Here is a 21,088-nt window from a genome sequence, read left to right on the forward strand (position 1 = left end):
TTTTGTTTCTTAGACAGGGACGAGAGTTTGTGCCACTGCAAAGTCTCTTCGCCGGGAAACACGGTTATCAAATCCAGTTTTCCCATGTCTTTCTTAACTAATTGATTTAGTAGCTCAAAGGCTAACTTTGCTGACCTTTTATCAACTGTTTCATCTGCGATTTAAAGGCTTCCACCAGTTCGGGACTGGCTTGAGTTTTTTGCCAAGAAGCGCGGGAATTTAGCCGATCGCCCCAAGCCTGCAAATTGGGGTATTTTTCCAAAGACACGCCTAACTCGGGCAGCCAAGGCACAGAAACTCCTGCCACAACATCGGCGAGGGTAATGCCACTGCTGCTGCCAAAAAAAGGTCGATCGCCCAATAAATCCTCAAAAAACCTCAGTACCGCCGCCACTTGCTGTCGAGTTTGTTCCAACTTCTCCGGGTCGCCCGCCCCACCGAAAGTCTGGCGTACCAAAGGACTCATTGCCGGTGACAATTCGTTGACTGCTACCATTTGTACCATTCGGACGATCGCTCTTTCTTTAGCATCCTCCGGTAGCAGTGCAGGGGCAGGATACTTAGCTTCCAAATAATCAAGAATTGCCAGCGTTTCTATTAAATGAAAATCCCCATCAGCTAAAACAGGAACGTGGTGAAAAGGGCTAATTGCCAGAAAATCAGGCTGAAATTGATCGCCATTTAACTTGAGCGCCACTAATTCAAACGGAATCTCTTTTTCCAGCAAAGCAATCCAGACTCGGCGAGCATTAGTGGACAGCGGATTGTAATAAAGTTTCAGCACAGTCAAATCTCCTAACAGTTAAATTGCTAAAATTTCGTGAGTTGCTAGAGCGAATTAACTCCAAAAAATGATAGCACGAAACACAGGCACGCAGATAAAAAAGGGAAACGGCATCGCCTTGTCCTGTCGGCGTTGCACATTTAGGGTATGCTCAACAGATATACTCAACTAACAAAACCTATAATTTGTCCGGACTGTCAGTCCACCCATATCAATAAAAATGGCTGAAAAAAGAGGGAAACAAAACCATATTTGTCAGGACTGTGGGACTTACCCATCGGAACTCAGAAACCGGGTTTTTTACCGAATCTGCGGTCTACAACGGGTATTTGCGTAAAAAACCCGGTTTCTCAACATCGGGCTCGGGGACGATCGACAATAAAATTGGTTTGATTGTTGGTAATTGACCGGATGCAAAACAAGTCCTGTGAGGGCGATCGCGCAGATCGCCCTCACAGGACTCAGCTATTTTCAAACCTCACCCACTTACACCATAGCCGGAGCACCAACAACCTCACCCTTCAACATCCGAGAAGCAGCATCAAGCAATTGCTCCTCCAAATAAGGCTTGGTAAAATAGCCTTTGGCACCCAAACTGTAAGCCATTTGGCGGTGTCTATCAGCACCGCGAGAAGTTAGCATCGCGATCGGCAACTCGCACAAAACCGCATCCTTCTGCATCCGAGAAAGCAGTTCCAAACCGTCCATTCTCGGCATCTCAATATCGCAGAACACGATATCGCAAGGCAAACCAGATTTCATCTTTTCCCAAGCTTCCTTACCGTCGCGAGCTTCTTCAACCCGGTAGCCAGCTTTCTCAAAGGTAATCGAAAGCAGCGATCGCACCGTAATCGAATCATCCACAATCAGCACAGTCGGCTCAGTCTTCTCTGTTTCCGCCTCCTTAGTAGCCTTCTCGGTCTCATCCCACAGCGTACCGCCAGCTTCCTTCCGCAGCCTTCCCGTAGCCAAATCGATCAGTTCCAGAACGTCGGCAATCGCGACGATCCGGCCGTCCCCGAGCACCGTAGCACCCGCAATCCCGATCGGCTTCGGCACAGGCCCCTCCAACTGCTTGATCACGATTTCCTGTTCCGTCGAAACCTGATCCACCTGCACCGCCAAGAAATTGCCAGCAGACCGCAGCACGATCACCGAAATCATGTCATCGTCAGTATTAAACCCGTAAACGCTGCCCCGGCCCAAATGGCGGTTATAAGCCAGCAAATCGCGCAGCGGCCGGAACGGCAAAATCGAACCCCGCCACTCAATGCAGGGCAAACCGTCATCCCCCGTCGTCACCTGATCCCGAGGCACGTCGATCATATCCTCCACCCCGTCCATCGGGAAAGCAATCCGAGCCCGATCGCTAATGCAAGTCAGAGCCTTAGAAATGCTCAACACCAGAGGTAAACGGATGGTAAACACAGTCCCCTTGCCGATCGTCGAATCAATCCCCACCGTCCCCCGAATCTCGTGCAAACAAGTCCGCACCACATCCATACCGACCCCGCGGCCGGCATACTCCGTAGCTTGTTCCTGAGTGCTGAAACCGGGCATAAACAGCAAATCGTAAACTTCCGATCGAGACATCCTCTGAGCCTGAGCCGCCGTCAGCAAACCCTGCTTGATCGCCTTCGCCTTCACCTTTTGCGGGTCAATTCCGGCCCCGTCGTCAGAAACCGAAATCACCGTTTGATTCCCTTGGTGGAAAGCCCGAATCGTAATCCTGCCCACTGGGGGCTTCCCGGCCGCCTGACGCACCTCCGGCGGTTCGATCCCGTGAGTAATCGCATTGTTCACCAAATGAGTCATCGGGTCATAAAGTTGATCCACAATCATCTTGTCGATCAAAATATCCTTGCCCTCAACCTGCAACTGAGCCTGCTTCCCGCACTTGATGGCAATTTCCCGCACCGCCCGGAACAGCCTGTCCGTCGTCTCCGCAAACGGCTTCATCCGGGCGCGAGTCAAACCTTCTTGCAGTTGAGTCGTGACTTGGCGCAGTTGGCGAGTCACCTGATCCGCCTCATCCACCAAAAACTCAATGTCTGCAGCCGACTCCCGCACCCGCACGATCAGCTCAATAATCTCCTGAGCCAAACTGTGGAAAGGAGTAAACCTGTCCATTTCCTCCGGTCTCCAGGCACTTTCCCGAGTGTGAGCCTGATCCTCAGAGCGCCAGGACGATCGTTGTCCCTGGCGGTTTGCCAGCAAAGCAATCTCCAAAAGACTCCGCTCGTAGAAATCCTGAGTCCGCTGGCTCACGTCGCTCAGCAGCGTCACCTGGTGCAGCAAATTGTCCAAAAACTGCCGCATCCGTTCTTGGTCTTGCTCCAAACTGTTGCGGTTCACCACCAGTTCCCCCATCAAATTGCTGAGGTTGTCCAGTTGCTTGACCGGCACCCGCATCGTCTGGTCGCCGAACCCGCCCGCGCGGGTATTCCGCCTCGGTCTGTTGAGCGCCGACGACCCAATATTGCCTTCCCCTTGACGGCCGCTGTCCTTGGAATCTTCCAGCAGTTTTTCCAAATCGCCAAATTCGTCATCGCTCCGATCGTCGGCAGCAGCGGGCGGAGCTTTGCTGCCAGTTGTCGGCGCTAACCCCTGAATTTCCGGCACAGTTGCGCTCTCGCTGAGGAGCTCTTCGAGATCCGAGAAAACTTCCGTATTTACCGGGCTCTGATTTGTTCCCCCAGAGGCTGCTATTGCAGCCCCAGCGCCCCCTGCAATTAACAGCGCTTCTAAATCGTCAAAATTGTCTTCGGCATCCTCACCACCTGATTCGTCACCGCTAAAAAAGTCCGCCAGCGATCCACTATCTTCCGACTCGGACGAATCTTCAGCGGCCGGCACTTCGTCACCGTCCCAAAAGCCGGTCGTCAGTTCCGAAGTCACCAGAACCTCAGCATCGATCGAATCCAACAAATCATCAAAACCCTCCAAATCTTCGCTCTTGAGGGTCGCTCCGGTTTCGAGTGCTTCGAGCAAATCAGCATCACCATCAAATATGCCATCGAGAGATGCTGCCGACAGCACCTCTAAATCCCCAGCAGAAAAATCGGTTTCCAGCGCTGCAAACAAATCATCATCACCCTCGGACTTGGCAACAATATCTGTTTCGTCGGGTCGAGCGAACAAATCCGCACCCACCTCGTCGAACCAGCCCTCGGCAACTTCCGGCGACAACTCCTGCAAATCAAGAGCCTCGCTCTCATCTCCCGCAGTTGGCCCATCCGCAGGCAGCACCAGCCCTTCGCCAAACATATCCTCCAACTGCTCGAAAGTTGCGCCCCCATCAGACTCGACACTGGAAATTTCCGAATCAGGACGGCCCGACAAGGCCCCAAGTTCAACCGCTGCCAAATCTGCCAAGCCTTCGTCGGAAACAGGCGCAGCATTGTTCGAGAACCAACTCGCCAACTCGCTCTCATCCGGTTCCACACCAGCACTCGGCAATTCTGAATCCCCGTCTAAATTCAGCCAATCCCCATGGACTTGCCCGGAAGCTTCACCATCATACTCAGTACCCGTAGGTACAGAACCGAACAGCTCAGCCAAATCTGCAGCCTCTCGGGAAGTAGCAGCGAATTGCCCGTGTACGGTCTCCTCATCTCCAGAAATCGAGCCCGAGGCGATATCGCCAAACAGCGCATCTAAATCCGTATCCTCCAGCTCCGGGTTTGCCGGTGGCACTGACTCGTCTTCCATGTCGAAAGCATCTTCTAGCCAATTTTCATCTGCGGAGATATCTAAATCAGAATTTGGTGTCATGTTAAAAAAGCTGCCAATTTCCTCGTTTTGTGTGCTGCGAGCAGCTAAATATCGATCGCCCTCGCTGTTCCCACCTTCGCCTTCTGAAGACAGGAAACCAGAAGTCATGTCGAAGTGCTCGCTCAAATCCGAGTCCTCGCCTAGCTCAGAGAGAAACTCGAAATCATTTATTTCATCTATTTCATCTTGAGCGAGCGTGTCGGTATCCCTTGAATCATTGCCGCCGCCTGCTGCTGGCTCGGAAAATTCTGCCTCCCAAGTGCCAGGATTGAGAGAACGCTCAGAAGCAACTGCCGGGACACCCGCTGCCTCAGATAAGCCTAAATCGCCGAACAAGTCATCCAAATCACCATTGTCTCCAGCAACAGCAGAAGTTTGGGCCGCCACTTCGTCTAAAAGCGTACCCAGGGCATCTTCCTCAGCTTCTTGTCCCGTAGCTGGGGCTACCGTGCTGTCTTGCAGCTCCAAACCGCTCCTATCTTTACCATTTTTAAGCTGTTTGCCAGTTAACGGCTGGCTCAAACCCGCTTTTTCCTGACCTGCGGCCCCGGCAGAACCCTCTGGCTCGCCTCCAAACAGCAAATCCTCCCCAAACAAATTCGTGAGGTCGTCAATCGGAGGCTCCCCGTTGCCTTCGGAATTTTCCTCACCGTATTCGTCAAACAACAAATCAGTAAAATCGCCGGAATTGTCATCCTCTGACTCCAGCATTCCCTCCGCCAGCATTCTAGAAGACTGGGCATAGTCGAGGTCTTCTTCTTCTTCCCAAGCGCCGTCGAGATCCGGGGACTCGCCGTCAAACAAGTCAGCTAAACTGTTGAGTTCTGCCGCGCCCACTTCCGGGCCGGTGCGGGCCGATCGCCCCGAAGCACCCGTCTCCTGATCCGATTCTCCAAATCCCGGGGAATCGTCGAACTGGGGCGATCGGCCGCTGCTGTAATCATTGGTCTCGCCGGTGTCGAGTTGGTCGAACAGCTCGTCTAGGCTCAGCCCTGAAATAGTCGGCTGGATTTGTTCCCCCGCCCGGGAATCGCCAGATCCGACCAAATCCCAGGCCGCATCCTCAACAGAAACCGCATTTTTCCCCGACGTAAGCGGTTGAGCGAATGCCAGCAAATCTTCAAAATCCGTTTCTGGGATCGCAACCGCCGGCAGCAGCGCCAGAAGTTTTGCGCTCGGTGCGATCGACTCTTCTCGACCCGAAAGTATCAATTCTTGGGCTTGTTTGATGTCTTTGATGACCGTTGGGGCTAAGGTGCGGTAGGTATTGTCGGGGTTGGCGATCGCCTTTTCTACAACTTCGATCAACTCTATCCAGCCAGGCAGTTCAAATTCCTCCCCCGCCTTGAGCAAGTTCCGACAAATGTTCTTGAGCTGCCGCTTGCTTTCAGACCCCTCGGGCTGTTTGAACTCTTGCAGCATTTCCCGCATCATCGCCGGCACGTCCGAGTCAAATACTAGCTGCAGGGCGCTTTCTTCTGTTGCTCTGGCATCAGGTGCGTAAACTGACCCCGAGTCGGCAAAACTCCTCGATGAGCCAAACGCCGCGATTCCCACCCCTGCCATAACTGGTTCGGGTACTGCCACAGGGCTGGTCTCGTCTGCATGGTGTTCTCCGTGTCCGACGAGGCCGCCCAAGTGTCCGTTGAGTTCTTCAAATACTGGTTCTAATTCTCGAACCATCTGTTCTCCCAACTCCTCTGTCAGCCCAAAAGGTCCCGACAGTTGCTCTAACAGCCCTTGCAACGTGTCAAAAATTCGCAGAAACAGGGACTCTAGCTGTTGGTCTACTTTAACGCTGCACTCTTTTAAAACTTTAAAACTATCTTCTAGTCGGTGAGCTGTTTGCTGAATGCTGGCCAGCCCCAGCATTGCTGCTCCTCCTTTAACAGAGTGAGCGGCCCTAAATACTTCGTTGACCAATTCTGGGTCTTCGATCGTAGTTTGCAGATTCAGCAAGCCTTGTTCGATCGTATTGAGGTGGTCTTTTGCCTCCTCAATAAAGTATCCCATTATCCTCTGTTGTTGCTCCGGCAGCATAGTTTTATTCCTGATTTTAAGCGTTATTGTATTGGGTCTATGTTAGTAGTTCTAGAGAATGTCTTTGTATATCTCGCCCCTTGCCAAGAGAATAATCTGACTGCGAGATATGGCAAATGTCCTGGCTATTTTTGCTTTCGATATGCCCTCACTTAAAAGATAGCGAATCTCCTGCACCTGTTCTGCTTTGAGTTTGCGGTTGACAGATGGAACGAAAGGAAAGCGGTTTTTTTCGCTTGGCATCGCGGGAGTTATCGGCCGGGGTTCCTTCCCATAAATGGTCGGGATTGACACAACCGCGATCGTCACAACTGTGCCAAGCAAAATAACCTGGTTTGACAGGCCGTCCAAGTTTGTGTTCCTGTACCAGTCTGCGAGCGTAGAAACTTTGTGTTTTACCGTTAATTTTAGTACCCTTAATGGCGCAACCATCACTTCTTTTAGCCAAGGTACAAATCCTGGAGCCGTTCGGCTGTCTTTGGACCAGAATACCGGGAATTATTTCTCGACCTCGCAGTTGTTTTTGAGTGGTCGGTGCAGAGGTACTTCCTACATCTTTAATACGTCCTTTAATACGTCCTTTTTTCAACCTGTTTTGAGATTTTTCCAGCCGATAACATTCCCACAATTGGTTGGAATTAATGGAGTTGCGGACATCGCGAGTATGGCAAGCCAAGTATTCAGACCCGAACTGCCGACCTAATGAATGTTCTAATACTAAACGGTGGACTGTTAAAGTTTTCCATTCCCCGTCAATCTGAAGTCTTTTGGTGGCATAGCCCCTGCTATCTTTTGCTAGACTATAGATCATACAGACCGTCGGCTGAATCTCGCCAAATCTGCCATAAATTACCTCTACTATGTTATCCTCCATCTGTGCAACTCCTAGTTTGTTTAGGTGTTGGATTGGCTTCCCCGCAGCGGTTTCAATACTGCGAGGTAGCTTTTTGTCTGCCATTCTTTCCCGACCAACGTGCTTGTAAATCAGCCAGCACAACAAGCATTAGACAATTAATTATTGTCTTTCTGCTGTTTCTACTCGGAATCTTTCTACCGATGTCAAAAGGTCGCGAGCAACGCCTACCAAATTTTGCAAAGCACCGGAAACTCGCTGCGCTTCTTGGGATGTTTCTTGAGCAGTTAATTCCACCGCTTGCATAACAGAAGCTACGGCGCGAGCTGTTTCGTTTTGCTCTACAGTATCGGCAGTAATCGATCGCACTAGCACATCAATTCGATTAGTTACTTGAATGATATCTTCAAGCGATCTCTTCGCTTGTTCTGCCAATCTTGTCCCCTCAATAACTTGCTGCGTACCTTCTTCCATCGCCGTCATTACCGCGCCGGTTTCGCTTTGAATTTGCATCACGATCTGTTCGATTTCTTTCAAAGACTTAGCCGATCTGTCTGCCAATTGTCGCACTTCGTCTGCCACGATCGCAAATCCTCTGCCCGCTTCCCCAGCCCTTGCGGCTTCAATACTAGCGTTGAGGGCCAACAAATTCGTCCGCGAGGCGATCGTTGCAATTAAAGCCACAATCTTAGAAATTTCTTGAGAAGCTTCTGCCAACCTCTTGACTTTTCTCGTGGTTTCTGCTACTGTCTCGCGAATTTCCAAAATCCCTGCCACCGTCCGCTCCACAGCCTCGCCGCCTTTCAAAGCCGTTGCCGCCGCGCCCCTGGCCACTTCTTCCGCCTCTCTAGCGCTCTCTGCGACCCGCTGAATCGCGTCGGTGAGGACTTGCACCGAATTCAGGGTTGCCGCCAGTTCCTCAGCTTGCCGAAGCGCGTCTGAAGACAAATCTCCCGCAAACTTGGCACTATCCGTAGCGCCTTTGCTGACCTCCCGAGCCGCCTGCTTCACCTGATGGACGATTTCGCGCAGATTTTGAATTGTCAAGTTAAACGAGTCAGCAACAGCACCCAAAACGTCTGCTGTCACTTCTGCAGTCACAGTCAAGTCACCCCGGGCCGCTCCTTCCACATCGTCTAGCAAGCGAATCACTTGGCGCTGCAAGTCTTCTTTTGCCTGTTCCTGCTCGTCAGACTTGCGCCTGGTATCGCTAATGGTGGTTTGGATGACCTTGGCCATGTGGTTGAATTTAGCAGCCATTTTGCCAAATTCATCTTCCGAGTAAACCGTAGCGCGAGCATCCAAAGTTCCTTGAGATACCGCATCGAACTGAGATTGCAAATTGTCCGAGGACTTGCGCACCTGCTTGGCGATCAACTGGCCGATGCCCCAAGAAGTTAAAAAGCTCGTAAAGCCTGCTGCTGCGGTCATTACCCAGCCTGTTTGGCGCAGGTAAACGATCGCCTCCGGTTTCTCTTGCCGCAGAGCCTGATAAGAGGCGATGTTCGTGACGAAAGCCACAGCAACCAGAGAAACCAATCCCGCCCCGATTGCCGTATACAACTGTTTTGTGTACAAAGGGGCATTTTCCAAGAAAGCCAGTCCCCCCTGTTCTACAGTTACCGAAGTATCCAGCGTTTCTATTTCTGTGGGAGCAAAAGTCGGCACCGAGGCATCAACAGGGCCGTTTATGAGAAATATCTCATCATCCCGAATTGCCGAGCCGTCGCTGTTGTCAAAGTCCAGGCTGCTGCCCGTCGTACCCATCATGCCGCTGCTCGAATTGCCGAAATTCGTGTTACCTCTAGTCAGGATCGAACTGGTGGCATCTTCTGAAATATCAAAGTCCGGCAAATTGCCGAAATCGTCAAACTCGTCAAATTCGTCTAAAAAGTCGCTGTGTTCTTGAGTGTTCCCAGTTTTTGACGACCAGCCGCTGCTGTTCTTGCCAGAAGCCCCAAAAGCTGTCGCTTGTTCGTTGTCATCGAAAGAGAAAGAATCGCTAAAAGCGTCGTCTTCAAAAGCATCTAAGTCGAAGCTGTTTCTAGATCCAAATGCCGGTGGTTCCGTATCGCTGTAACCGTTGCTGTTGGAAGATCGATCGACCGAATTAAATTGTCCCCCGCTCGACCTTTGACTTTGAGAGTTGGGGACAGCACCTCCCATCAGCAGAGTTTCGTCTTCTGCCAGCGAATAGTTTGACGAGTAGTCCGAGTCGTTATTCGGCTGCTTGTTTTGAGAGCGAGAAGACCCGAAACCCGACATCGGCTCGGCAAAGGGGTCTGCCTCTTCTGCCGGAGGTGCGTTCTGACCGTGATTTTGGCCAGTCTGGGGCGGGGCTTGGTAATCGTAGTCCGAGTTGCCGTCGAGTTCATCTGGCAAATCGAGCGACCCAAAAGGTTCGGCAAAATTGTCATAGGGCTCGGTGGAGGAGTCTAGTTCCTTCGAGTCCAAGGAATTTCCCATTGCTGGGGCTGCAAAACTTTGACCGTTGAGCATCTGAGTTGGAGCTTCTGAAAACAAATCTCCTGAGTAAGGTGCTGGTTTCTCAGACACTTTGTCGCTAGACAAGTCAGCAGCATCAAACCCTGGCTCATCTGAGGCAAAAGGGTCTCCAAAGTCCGAGTCGCTAAACTCGTCCATATCCAGCGGCTCGGAAGTTTCAGCATAAGCTGCCATCCCGCCACTGTCGCTAGTAAAGGGGTTGGAATGCGAGGCTAAATCTTCGTTCGCGTCGGTGCGATTTTCCTGTTGCGGTTCCCACTCCAAGCCATTCATGCCCAAGTCTGCCAAGTCCAAGTTTTCCAGGTCGTCTGGCGATTGACTCGTATAGGACAGGGATGGGGAATTTTTTTGAAACAGTCCCAAATCCGGTTCTTCTAACCCTTCATCAAGAGATAAGTCTGGGTAGAATTCCAATTCAGTTTCAGCAGACAAAGCCTCAAAACTTTCCTTTTGCAGTTCTCCAGATAAAAATTGGTCGGTGTAGTTAATTCCGCTGTGAGCGTGTTCGACCAAACTCGGGTCGTCACTCAGGCTTAGCACAACCGTGTACTGTTCCCGTGCCACCTCGTACTGTTGCAGTCCGTAGCAGTAGATGTGTCCGCACAGCAGGCGAGCGCTGGGGTCTTCGGGAAAATCTTCTACTAATTGATAAACTAGGGCCGCGGCTTCTGAATAGTTGCCAGCCATGTATGCCGCTTCTGCCCGTTGATAGTCCTGCTGAAAGTTGGTACTTGTTGCCATTTGCCGCCCTCTTTAGATTTTAGATTTTAGATTTTAGATTTTAGATTTTTATCTTGAATGTTTAGATGCGCGCCTCAAGTCGTGTGACTGTTGATGGTTAGACCCCAATCGCAAATCGCAAATCGCAAATCTAAAATCGATTTCACGCTGCCCACCGCGCAGAGCGCAGAATTTTTACTTGATCTAGCAGTCGGAGCACTTTCTGAGCTGGTGCACCTAACATCCATTCTCCCCTCAGAAATGGAATCATGCCGTCTGGTGCATTGTTCTGAGAGTGCAGTTGTTCTACGTCGAGCCAGGCCATCCCCACAATTCGATCGACCGCCAGCCCCAAAATTGTGTCTTGGTCTTCCACAGCCACGATGGGGATTTCGGGTCTGTCTGTGTTCAGAGGTGTTTGGTCTCCCAGAAATTGGCCCAAATCTGCCACCCAGATGACTCGTCCTCTCATGTTTAGCGTACCTAAAAGCAAAGAAGAAACGTTGGGGATGGGTGTCATGCGGTCTGGTGACGGCGATAGTACCTCTCTAATCCCTGTCGCCGGCAGTGCGAACTCGTTCCCCGAAGGAACGTAGAACCGCAGGTGCAGTTCGCCTTCGGGAGTTTCTAGTTCTTGGAATTCCGGAGCCTGATCTACGCCTAGTCCTGGTAATATAAAGTCTGGGCTGCCGCTAATCATAATTCTGACACCTGCATTTCTAGCAAATTGTTGACGTTTCCCGCCAAGCCGATCCCGATCGCAACATCGACGGTCAAAACTTGACACAGCCAAGCTTGACACAGCCAAGGGGTGAATGGCGCGACTGCAGGAGCTGCTTGGCAATAAATGTGCTCCGTCAATAATTCACTGCAATCAATAATTTGCGCGACCTTTGCTGACAAATTGGCTCAAATCGACTGCGAAAAATTAATGTGGAACCGTAAAGCTTCACTTTGTACTCCCACCGCCGCTAATTTGGTAAAACTCTGGGCAATTTTTACGATGAATGCTAAACCGCTACTCGGATTAACGACGGGTTGTTGACATGGCTGATGTCGCGATAATCATAAACCGAGTCAGTTAAGACGCTTGATTGCAATCTCCGACTTTGTACAGAAATGCCTAGCAATAACTGGCTCTGCGCATCGGTTTTTCGGAGCGGCTGCAAGTGGAGAACAAGTATATTATATTTGCACTTTGAGCGTGTTAGGCGCGACACGGGTCGAGAAATTGAACAGAGTTTTACCGACGCTCGATGGGCAGCGCGCGGATTTATACATTCTAGTTTATGGTGCGATCGCCCCAAGCCATCACCTTTCTCTCTGGCGGTCGAGACAGCCCTGGGGAGAGCTGGTACAAAATAGTTCCTATCCTGTCACCGATGCGGAATTTATTTTTCTTCTAATTCGTCTTCTAGCGAGCGGCCTAAGAATCTTTCCGATAGATTGGTCCGAGGATAGCCCGGGCCCACATATTTTTCTACCAGCATCAATAACTCGCTTTCACCAAAAGGTTTGGTGTAGAAGTCTGTAGCTCCGGCCATGCGGGCTTTAACGCGGTCGATAAATCCGTCGATGCCCGTCAGCATGACGATCGGCGTCTGCCGGAAAGCGGTAGAATTGCGCAGCATGGCGCAAATTTCGTAGCCGTCGAGTTCCGGCATAGCGATGTCGCACAGAATTAAATCGGGTTTGAGTTGAAAAACCAAACTCAAAGCTTCGAGGGGATTGCCGATCGCAGTAGCTTCGTAACCGTGTTCGTTTAAAATTGACTCGACTGTTTTGCGAATAATATTGTCGTCGTCAATACAGACAACTCTGGGAACCTTGGTTTCTAAAGACGACCATTCTTTTTTGTTGTTGGCCGGGGCAACAGAGGGCTCGTAAAATACTTGCACCAATCCCTGCTGCACGAAGGGGTAAATCGCCTTAGCGACAGTCAGCACGTCTCGGTTGAGGTAGCGTGCCATTTGGCGGATAGAAGTGTGGCCGTCGGCCCAGCGTCTGAGAGTATTAAAGGTATTGACAGGCAGCGCTACTCGCAGCTCGGAGGGGTCTGAAATCACCGGGCATTGGTTGGGCGACTGAATGTGAGGGTGAAACTGCTTCCACTGCTGCACCTGTTTGACAATCTTGGCCAGCAGCGAGCTAATTTCTAAGCTGGTCAGTTGAGGAGCCAAAGCTGGGCCCATTTCAAAAGTGAAGGAACCCTGGTGAAGACTGAGCAAGTCAAAGAGGGTTTCGTGGATCATGCTTTGGATGATGTTGCGCCCTTGAGCTGGGGTGAGGATGTGGTTTTCTAGCAAGGCCCACAGGTAGCCGTATTCTGGGGCATTGGTAGATGCCATATAGGGAACTTGGATTTTGTCGAGGGCGGTGTCTGCTTTGTAGCGGCGCAGGTAGTCGCGCAAGCGAAACAAACTACCCGCACTCTGGGTAGCGTAAATAATCTGACCGTTGAAGCAGAAGACATACCAGGATTGTCCTGCAAGGGAGCGCTGGGTAGGTGGAGTACCCGTGCTGCTGCCGGTGGAGCTGTAGGCCTCTACGAACAGTTCTCCGGTTCGCTGACCTAACTCAATCAATTGCAGGATGCTGCGGATGTCAATTTCACTCAAATTTCCCTGCATGCAGCTAAAGTGTCCTCCTTAAAACCGTTGGCGTCTGAGCTCGGAAAGAGTGTGTGCTGGGGCGACATTACTTTAGTTTCCGTCAATAATTCACGCTTGATTTGCTTCACAATTGGGAATTGACGAAAGGGCGATACTCTGGTTTGAGTCTGCCGCGCTACCAGTCCAAAAGCTGAAACCGCGAAACTCGGGGCCTTCTCCAAGTGTAGAGTTTCACCTTGTATTCAAACTGTCGCCTCAACTCGTAGCACCCACATCGCACAATTGCATGGTCTAGGGAGTTTGCAACGCTGGCATTCCCGAGAGGTTCAAGTCTTCGAGCGCAAGAGTTTTGAAGTTTTTGGCTGAGTATGCCGTCAGTTTATACAACACATCTTTAACGTATGGAAACTTCAAAATACTGAGGATTCTCTGGTTTTACCGGTGCTACCAACAGTCGCTGGCCGATCGATCCCGAAGGGGAACTTGAGGCTAGTATGTTGGGTTGGATGAGTTGCCAACGAGGTTTTTAGGGTTGGTCACAGCCCCCAATTCCAAGGGTGACAAGCAGTGTCGGCGTGTTTTGACAGTGGCCGCGCGCTGTTGGTCTTGTACGTTGAGTGGTGTCTTAAACCCTAAAATTACTTGCACTCAAACACGAACATTTGTTAGCAATTGTCAGGAATACGTTCACTGCGGATCGACCTTTTTGCTCGCCCGCGGCTCAGTCACAGGCTCGCGTCATTCCCCTATTCTAAGGCAGCGCGGTTCAAATCCCTAGTCCGCCTGCCGATGGCCGATGGCGCTTGGAGTATCTTGGGGCTAGATGGCGATCGACGAGCAACTAAAGCCTGGTACAATCAATAGAAAAAGTTTTTAACTGACGAACTTTTTTCGGCTTTAGGCTATGGCAGTCCCCGCAGTTTTGCTAGTCTTTAATTAAGCGGCATTGATACTGCTCTCTTCTTCGTCTAGAAAGCGGGCAGCGAAAGTGCTTTTTGAACGCTCCCCCGTGAGGCAGTGCTGTGCATGAGTGCTGCTAAAGTTGGGAAAGGATGCTATCCCCCGATCGGGCAAACGACACCAAAGAGAGGACTATTAGTGTGCTGTATCTAGCGGAAGTACAAAAACAGAGAAGCGGCTTTGGTCTCGGTGGCGGTAAGGCTGAACTGAAACTGCTAGCTTGTCAGCGGGGCGAACACAATTGGAGCGCCGTACCAGGCGATGACGTGATCCCTGTTGAGGAAGCTAATAAGTTTAACGACGGCACGCTGGTGCTGGTGGAGTTGAGCGCTAGCAAGCAAGTGCAGCGCATTCAGGAGGCGGCCCGCCAGTTGGTGAGCATTCTGCAAAATTTCTCGCGCTTGCAGGACAAGTTTAAGGATAAGGAAGAGGAAATTGAACAGTGGAAGGCTTCTCTGACGTTTTCGAGTCAGGAACTCAATCGCCGGGAAATGGAAATGCAAGCCCGCGAAGAGCAATTGGCTCAAATGGAAGAGGAGTTGGAGCGGCTGGAGGCTCAGCGCTCGGAAATTGAAAATACTCGAGATGAAGCTCACCGACTGCGAGAAGAGGTCGATCGCAGCCGCGCGGAAATTGAGACGGCTTGGGAACAGTTGCGGAGCGAGCAGCAGCAGATGAGCCAGCAGCAGTCTCAGGTTCCACAGGGCGCGGTGCTTGACGAGCAGCAAGCCAGGAGGATTCAGGAGTTGATGAACAAGCTGGGAGGGGCAATTGCTTCGGTCCAAGGGGTGCGGGAACAACTGAATCAGTCTTTTGGTGTTGTGGGGGCTCAGCAGGCAATTCTGGACGTTCACTGGCAGCAGTTGGAGCAAAAACGCGCTAACGCTCAGCAGCAGCAAGAAGAGGTCGACCGACAAAATCAGAACATCCAAAACCTCTGGCAGGAGTGGTATAAATCTCAAGATGCTTTGGCACAAGCTCGGGCGGATCTTAAGGGTCAGCAAAGTACCCTCAGCGCTAAGCAGGAGCAGGCTCAGTCGGTGTCTTTGCAGGTGCGGGCTGTTGAGGAGCTCTACCAGCAACTTTCCAGGCTCGCATCTGCTTCGGGTGCAGCAGGTACTGAGCCAAAAGTAGATGTGTCAGCCCTGGAAAAGATGCCGGTTGAGGAGTTGCAGGGGCTGGTGCAACACCTGCAACAGGATTTGGAAAAGGTGTTCCGGTTTGTTAACGATCAAGAGGAGGAGTTGAATCTGCAGCGGGAGACAATCGAGGATCTGCAAGGGAAAATTCAAGCTGCTAGCGAGTACGATCGCATGGCTTTGGAAAATGAAATGGCAGATGAACTCGAAAGTTATCAGATGTTGAACGAAACTTTGGTGGGACAGCGCCTCCGGTTGCAGGAACGGGAAGATGTTTTGCAGCAGCATCAGGCGGTGCTGTGGCGTCGCTTGGGTACTGCCAATGCTCCAAAACAAGATCGAGCAGATATTGATTTGGGGCCTCTCGTCGCACAGCTCAATTCTGTGCGCCAGCAGCAGGGCGAAGAATTGCAAAGACTGGAAAACGAAATTCAACAGGTGCGGGATGCAATATCTCAAATTGAAGCAAATGTCAACCGCAAAAATGGGGAAAATGAGGCGAAACGCTACGAACTCAAGCAGTTAGAGCAGAATTTGTTTAACCAGAAAGGCGCAGTGGCAGAACTCTGGGGCCGGGTGAATGTTTATCAAGAAATGTTGCAGCCGGTGCAGGATAATTTGAAGGGGCTGCGCCAAAAGCTGGAAGCGGTGGGGGGTGAGATCGATCGCGTGCAGCAGACAGGAGAACAGCAAGATCTGGATCTAGCTCAGTTGCGGCAAGTTATTTCGGGTTTGTTGAATCTGCCTTAGCCTAAAATTAAATATTTATAAAGATCCAAGGGTTTTCCACTCGGGCGATCGCTCCTCCAGGAAATGGATCGGTTTGCGATCGGTTGGGGGCTGCGATTAAGCTGGTTAGTTTTTCTACGCTGTCAAAGCTGGGTGCTGAGGGCAATATTTGTTGGAGTAACTGCCGCATTGCCCGTCGCTGCAAGGCAAGGGGTGCTTCCCGCAAACAAGAGCGACTTAACTTGACGGGCAGTTGAAAATTCACCTGCGGGCTGTCTTCCATTGGAGACATTGCTCGCTGTAACAAGTCGCTGGCTGCAAGTTCGAGATATTCTACGTCGGCGCGGAGGAGTTCGGCTGTTTGAGCTAGCGCTTGTTGGGCTTTTGGGTTGAAATGAGTTTCTAAATAAGGCAATAATTCCGATCGAATGCGGTTGCGAGCATATTTGAAGTCTTGATTTGTAGCATCTTCCCAAATGGGTAGTTTTTGCTCTTGACAAAATTCACCTGTTTGCGATCGGGTTATTTCCAGCAACGGACGAACGAGATAGATTTTAGATTTTAGATTTTGGATTTTCGATTGGGAATTTTTATCCTGATTTTCCAATCTAAAATTGGCAGATATTTGGGATTTGGGATTTTCGCCGGCATTCCGCAATCTAAAATCTAAAATCGGCAATCGAAAATCGGCGAGGGGCCGCGTCCAGATGAGGGCAGACAGTCCGTCGGCACCGCTGCCGCGAATCAGGTTGTAGAGGAGAGTTTCAGCGCGATCGCTGGCTGTGTGGCCTGTAACAATGTAGGGATAGTTGTGGGCGATCGCAATTTCAGTTAAAGCTTGATATCGCCAATGTCTGGCGGCTGCTTCTGTTTTGGAGATGTCCGAAGCTGTTTGTAAATAGTATGATATTCCCCAGCTTTTAGCTATATTTTCTACATGATTTGCGTTAGCTTCCGAGTCAGAACGCCAGCGGTGATCGCAATGAGCAATTGCTAGATGCCAGTGCCATTTTGGCTGCAAATCGAGCAGTAATTTGAACAAACACACAGAATCTTGTCCCCCGGATACTGCTACTAACAATCGCTGATTTGAGGGCAATATTTGTCGTTGCAGCAGCGTCCGGTGTAGTTGAGCGTGGAGGTGCGTCCAATTGGAAGATTCAGCCATAAGGGCAGTTTTTGATTGAGAACGGGAAACCATTAGTCAGTAGTCATTAGTATGAAGGATGCAGCCAGATTCTCCTCACCTCAAAACTCTCAAATTTAAACTCCCAACTATTCCCCTTCCCCTCTCCCCTAAGTAGCAGCTTAGCTCCACATTCCTAAACTTTGAGGGTTGCTATCTGGATACCTAGAAATAGGAAAATTATTACTTATTTGTGTTGAATCGCTGACATTTGGTTCATCATTTGTATCCGTTTGTTCGGAGGTATTTTCACCGTAATTTTCGTCGGTGTCAGAGGCTTCCATGGCCGCTGGAAGGGCTTTTTGTTCTTTGAGTTCAGATTCGGTCGGGCAAAACTCCAGACGCATCCTAAGTTTGCCTTTAGTCCAGGCTTTCCCGGCACTTAATACCTCGCAATCCATACCCTCTGAGAATAAATTGTCTTCTACCAATTTTGACTGCATAATGGTCATAAATTCGCTGACTTTGAATGTACATTGATACATCAAAGCGCTGCCAGGAGCTGACAACACATCGTCTTCTTTGAGAAATATTTGCGAATTGTCCATATCAATTGTCATTTTAATTAAGCAAGAAAAAAGAAAGAGAAGCAGGAAGAGAAAATAGAGAGTAAAGTTTTGCAATCTCGCTAGTTCAGTAAGGTGAGCATAGCCCACCCTACAACCGGAGATGATATTAATCCATGTTCTTTGATTGATACTCTTCTATGGCTGATTGGTCGATCGGGAATTAGAAAAACCAACCGTAGGAATGTAAACCTTTGCCTAACAGATTAACGCCTAGATAGCAAATCCAAACTACCACAAAACCTGTAGCCGCTAAAATTGCAGGGCGTCTTCCCTGCCAGCCGCGAGTAATGCGGGCGTGCAGGTAGGCAGCAAATACCAACCAAGTAATTAACGCCCAAGTTTCTTTCGGGTCCCAACTCCAGTAAGATCCCCAAGCTTCGTTAGCCCAAACTGCACCGGCAATAATGCCAACTGTCAGTAAGGGGAATCCTAAACCAATGATGCGATAGCTAATGTTATCAAGAGTTTCTGCTAGATTCAAGCGCTGGGGCGAGAGAAGTTTTGCGGTTTGAGTTTGGGAGGTTGATGCGGTTTGAACGGTTGCTAATTCGAGCACTGCGGTGGTACCCAAACCGTTATTGTTGGAGTTGAAAGAGGGTTCGCTGAAAGCTAATGCGCTGTCGGGGCTGGTTTCTGCAATTTGAGATTCGGGGTTTTGAGGGCGTTGGAGGCGGTAGTTGCCGTTGCGGTTGCTGTTGGTGCCAAAGGAACTACCGGTGAGTTCGATTTTTTGGCCGCGGGTGACGATTAAAAAAGCGATCGCCAGTAGCGCTCCTACCATTAAAGTTGAGTAACTGAGCATCATGACGCTAACGTGCATCATCAGCCAGTTTGATTTGAGGGCGGGTACTAGGGGCTCTGCAGATTGCATGGTTGCGGGCAGAGTCAGGGCGGCAAAGGCGGAAATTGCCATTGCTACGGGGGATGTGGCTACTCCGACCAAGCGGGAACGGCTCATGTTTTCCGCGACTAAGTGGATGGCGGTGATTCCCCAAACTAGGAAAAATAGGGATTCGTAGAGATTGCTGAGAGGGAAGTAGCCTGCTTCTATCCAGCGAGAACCGAGTAAAGCGGCGATGGAGAGGTTGGCGACGGCCATTCCTGCGGTGCCTAGGGGCCACAGGTAGGGAATGCCGGGGAATGCTGCACCAACCCAGTAAACGAGCATTGTGGAGAACAAAACGGCAAAGGAGATGTTGTCCAGCCAGTTCTGGAGTACGACCAGATCCATAAAAATTACTCCGGTAATGTTTTTACTTATTTTTGCTAACTAGATCGATCGTACTGGGGTTGGGCAGTTTTGGGTTTGGGATTTTGAATTTTTGTGGCAATTATGAGTGATTGGCGGTTGTTGAGGTGGCGGCGGGCTTGCGACTCACCAAGGATTGCCAATCATTCTAAAAGCAGACCAATAGTAAGGATGAGAGAAATTCTGATTCGTCGTGTTTGCCAATTCCGGGGGTAGTGGCAGATTGCCCTCAGAAGTGTGCAGCATCCCCCCTTCGATTCGCACATCTTGGCGCAACATCGCTAATTGCGCTTGCCGCAGTGCTTCTGTTTTAATCGGAGCAGTTTTTAACTGCCGGTAAAACTCTGCCATCAATCCTAAACTGCCCTCGTCGCTGACATACCAGAGAGTCGCCATAGCCGATTTAACCCCTGCTTGCACGGCTAAACCGCCAAAGCCCAACTCGGCATCTCGATCGCCCACAGCAGTCCTGCAAGCGCTCAAAACTAACATCTCCACTTGCGGGCTGTGCCATCCCATTTGTCGCAACCGATCCAAACGCAGTTTAGTATCCCACAACTGAATAAAGGATTGGCTGGGGTCTCCCGATCGAAATTCGGCGTGGGTAGCCAAGTGAATCATCCCAAAAGGCTGCTGCTGGCGCTGCGATTTCAAATTGGCCAGGGTGAAAGCTTCGTTCAAGAAAGATTTGCCCGGCCACTGCTGCGGGGTGATTGTCGATACTTCTATTTCCACCGCAGGTAAAGGACTCATATCTGAAAAATGCGACGCCCCCATTGCCAGAACTTGGGTATTTTTGAAATTGGCGGGGCTGGTATCTGTCAAACTCAGACTCGGCATCGAGCCAACACTGTAACGCTCTACCAGAAAGCCTTTGCCGTCGTGCAGCGCGCCCATCGGTATCGATCGCAACCCCATATCTGAGATAAAAGATAAGTTCTCAATGCCTTGGGCTTGCAGCTCTGCTTCGAGCGGCGCTACTATCCATTGGTAGAGTTGCTGAGCCAAGGGCAAATAACTTTTAGTTTTGCGCTTTACCGGATTAGTCAATTCATCGCGAAATCTTTGGACAGCTTCCATTACCTGGGCGCGAGAGGTTCCAGGGATGCGCTGGCGAACGGGTACGCCTTCTGGGGCGATCGTTATCAGTTCCAGTTCGTCAGAGGCTTGAATTTGCTGTTCTACGCGCAAGATGCGGGAACTGTTGTAAGGCCGATCGACTTTAGAACCCTTGGGTACAAAGCTGATATAGATGAGAGCTGGTTTGATGCCTGTGGCTCGTTGAACGGTGCGAAGGGTGTTTTGGGCATTTTCTAGGGTGGCGATCGTATTTGTTGATGGCAAATTTAGGTAATCGATAAACTCCCAGGTAAATCTCTCTTCTACGGGAAAAATAACGCCGTCGAGGTTGGTTGGCAACTTGGAAGCGTCAGTATTCCCAGACGCGGGAAGTGAATTGCGCTGTTGCAAGGAATTAGATATCTGGTTTTGCTGTTGCAAGCTGAGCACCAATAAAGGATTTGTGCTGGGTGGCTGGTTGGCTGCGAGTTCCGGTGTCGCTATCGGTGCGAGATTTATTGGCGCAGCAGCAGGCGCAACCGCTGGATTTTGAGTAATTGTCGGTGCTGGGGGCAAATTTGAGACTGGGGCTGGATTTTGAGTAATTGTCGGTGCTGGGGGCAAATTTGAGACTGGTGCTGGTGCGGGTGCGGGCGCTGGTGCTGGTGCGGGCGCTGGTGCGGGTGCGGGCGCTGGTGCGGGTGCGGGCGCTGGTGCTGGTGCGGGCGCTGGTGCGGGTGCGGGCGCTGGTGCTGGTGCGGGCGCTGGTGCGGGTGCGGGCGCTGGTGCGGGCGCGGGCGCTGGTGCGGGTGCGGGCGCTGGTGCTGGTGCGGGCGCTGGTGCGGGTGCGGGTGCTGGAGCGGTAGCGGGGGGTGGAGGGGGGGCGGGTGCGGGGGGGGGTGGGGGGGG

Annotated in this window: 14 protein-coding genes; 1 reads left to right on the forward strand and 13 read right to left on the reverse strand. The window is 50.9% G+C overall.

Translation table 11 applies throughout. The features are described 5' to 3' along the window. Nucleotides 1-121: 121 nt before the first annotated feature. The 8 genes from QUA80_RS20835 to QUA80_RS20865 all read right to left on the reverse strand — a co-directional run bounded on the left by QUA80_RS20835 (nt 122) and on the right by QUA80_RS20865 (nt 13,306). Entirely contained in the window at nt 122-784 is a 663-nt protein-coding gene (locus tag QUA80_RS20835) for a glutathione S-transferase family protein (protein ID WP_333426995.1), read from the reverse strand. Nucleotides 785-1,270: 486 nt separating this feature from the next. Then, the gene (locus QUA80_RS20840; protein ID WP_333426996.1) at nt 1,271-6,598 is read right to left on the reverse strand and encodes a response regulator; all 5,328 of its coding nucleotides are present in this window, start codon (nt 6,596-6,598) and stop codon (nt 1,271-1,273) included. Between the two features lie 51 nt (nt 6,599-6,649). Beyond that, a complete protein-coding gene (locus QUA80_RS33895) occupies nt 6,650-6,775 on the reverse strand; it encodes a helix-turn-helix domain-containing protein (RefSeq protein ID WP_445302273.1) in 126 nt (41 codons plus the stop codon). Further along, a complete protein-coding gene (locus QUA80_RS20845; protein WP_333426997.1) occupies nt 6,747-7,556 on the reverse strand; it encodes an HNH endonuclease in 810 nt (269 codons plus the stop codon). Before QUA80_RS20845 ends, QUA80_RS33895 begins: the two co-directional genes overlap by 29 nt. A 57-nt stretch (nt 7,557-7,613) precedes the next feature. After that, nucleotides 7,614-10,697, reverse strand: a complete 3,084-nt coding sequence (locus tag QUA80_RS20850) for a methyl-accepting chemotaxis protein (RefSeq protein WP_333426998.1) — start codon at nt 10,695-10,697, stop codon at nt 7,614-7,616. A 142-nt stretch (nt 10,698-10,839) separates the two neighbouring features. Continuing rightward, entirely contained in the window at nt 10,840-11,373 is a 534-nt protein-coding gene (locus QUA80_RS20855) for a chemotaxis protein CheW (RefSeq protein ID WP_333427007.1), read from the reverse strand. Next, nucleotides 11,373-11,537 (reverse strand): hypothetical protein, encoded by a 165-nt coding sequence (locus QUA80_RS20860; protein ID WP_333426999.1) that lies wholly within the window; start codon nt 11,535-11,537, stop codon nt 11,373-11,375. The genes QUA80_RS20855 and QUA80_RS20860 overlap by 1 nt, the downstream gene beginning before the upstream one ends. Nucleotides 11,538-12,067: 530 nt before the next feature. After that, nucleotides 12,068-13,306: a response regulator gene (locus QUA80_RS20865; RefSeq protein ID WP_333242196.1), complete on the reverse strand. Its 1,239-nt coding sequence runs from the start codon at nt 13,304-13,306 to the stop codon at nt 12,068-12,070. A 1,082-nt stretch (nt 13,307-14,388) separates the two neighbouring features. Between QUA80_RS20865 and hmpF the strand changes: the two genes are divergently transcribed. Next, entirely contained in the window at nt 14,389-16,137 is a 1,749-nt protein-coding gene (gene hmpF, locus QUA80_RS20870) for a pilus motility taxis protein HmpF (RefSeq protein WP_333427000.1), read from the forward strand. Nucleotides 16,138-16,144: 7 nt separating this feature from the next. Here the strand turns inward: hmpF and tilS are convergent, their stop codons facing one another. From tilS to QUA80_RS20895, 5 genes are all read right to left on the reverse strand, one after another. Beyond that, a complete protein-coding gene (gene tilS / locus QUA80_RS20875) occupies nt 16,145-17,284 on the reverse strand; it encodes a tRNA lysidine(34) synthetase TilS (RefSeq protein WP_333427001.1) in 1,140 nt (379 codons plus the stop codon). 140 nt (nt 17,285-17,424) lie between these two features. Then, nucleotides 17,425-17,850: a KGK domain-containing protein gene (locus QUA80_RS20880; protein WP_333427002.1), complete on the reverse strand. Its 426-nt coding sequence runs from the start codon at nt 17,848-17,850 to the stop codon at nt 17,425-17,427. 181 nt (nt 17,851-18,031) lie between these two features. Then, a complete protein-coding gene (gene ccsB / locus QUA80_RS20885; protein WP_333427003.1) occupies nt 18,032-19,102 on the reverse strand; it encodes a c-type cytochrome biogenesis protein CcsB in 1,071 nt (356 codons plus the stop codon). A gap of 144 nt (nt 19,103-19,246) precedes the next feature. Further along, nucleotides 19,247-20,629 (reverse strand): CHAT domain-containing protein, encoded by a 1,383-nt coding sequence (locus QUA80_RS20890; protein ID WP_333427004.1) that lies wholly within the window; start codon nt 20,627-20,629, stop codon nt 19,247-19,249. After that, nucleotides 20,595-21,088 (reverse strand): hypothetical protein (locus QUA80_RS20895; protein WP_333427005.1); only part of this gene is annotated, 494 nt, incomplete at its 5' end. The genes QUA80_RS20895 and QUA80_RS20890, both read right to left, overlap by 35 nt.

The sequence above is a fragment of the Microcoleus sp. F4-D5 genome (assembly GCF_036704885.1).
Classification (GTDB): domain Bacteria; phylum Cyanobacteriota; class Cyanobacteriia; order Cyanobacteriales; family Microcoleaceae; genus Microcoleus.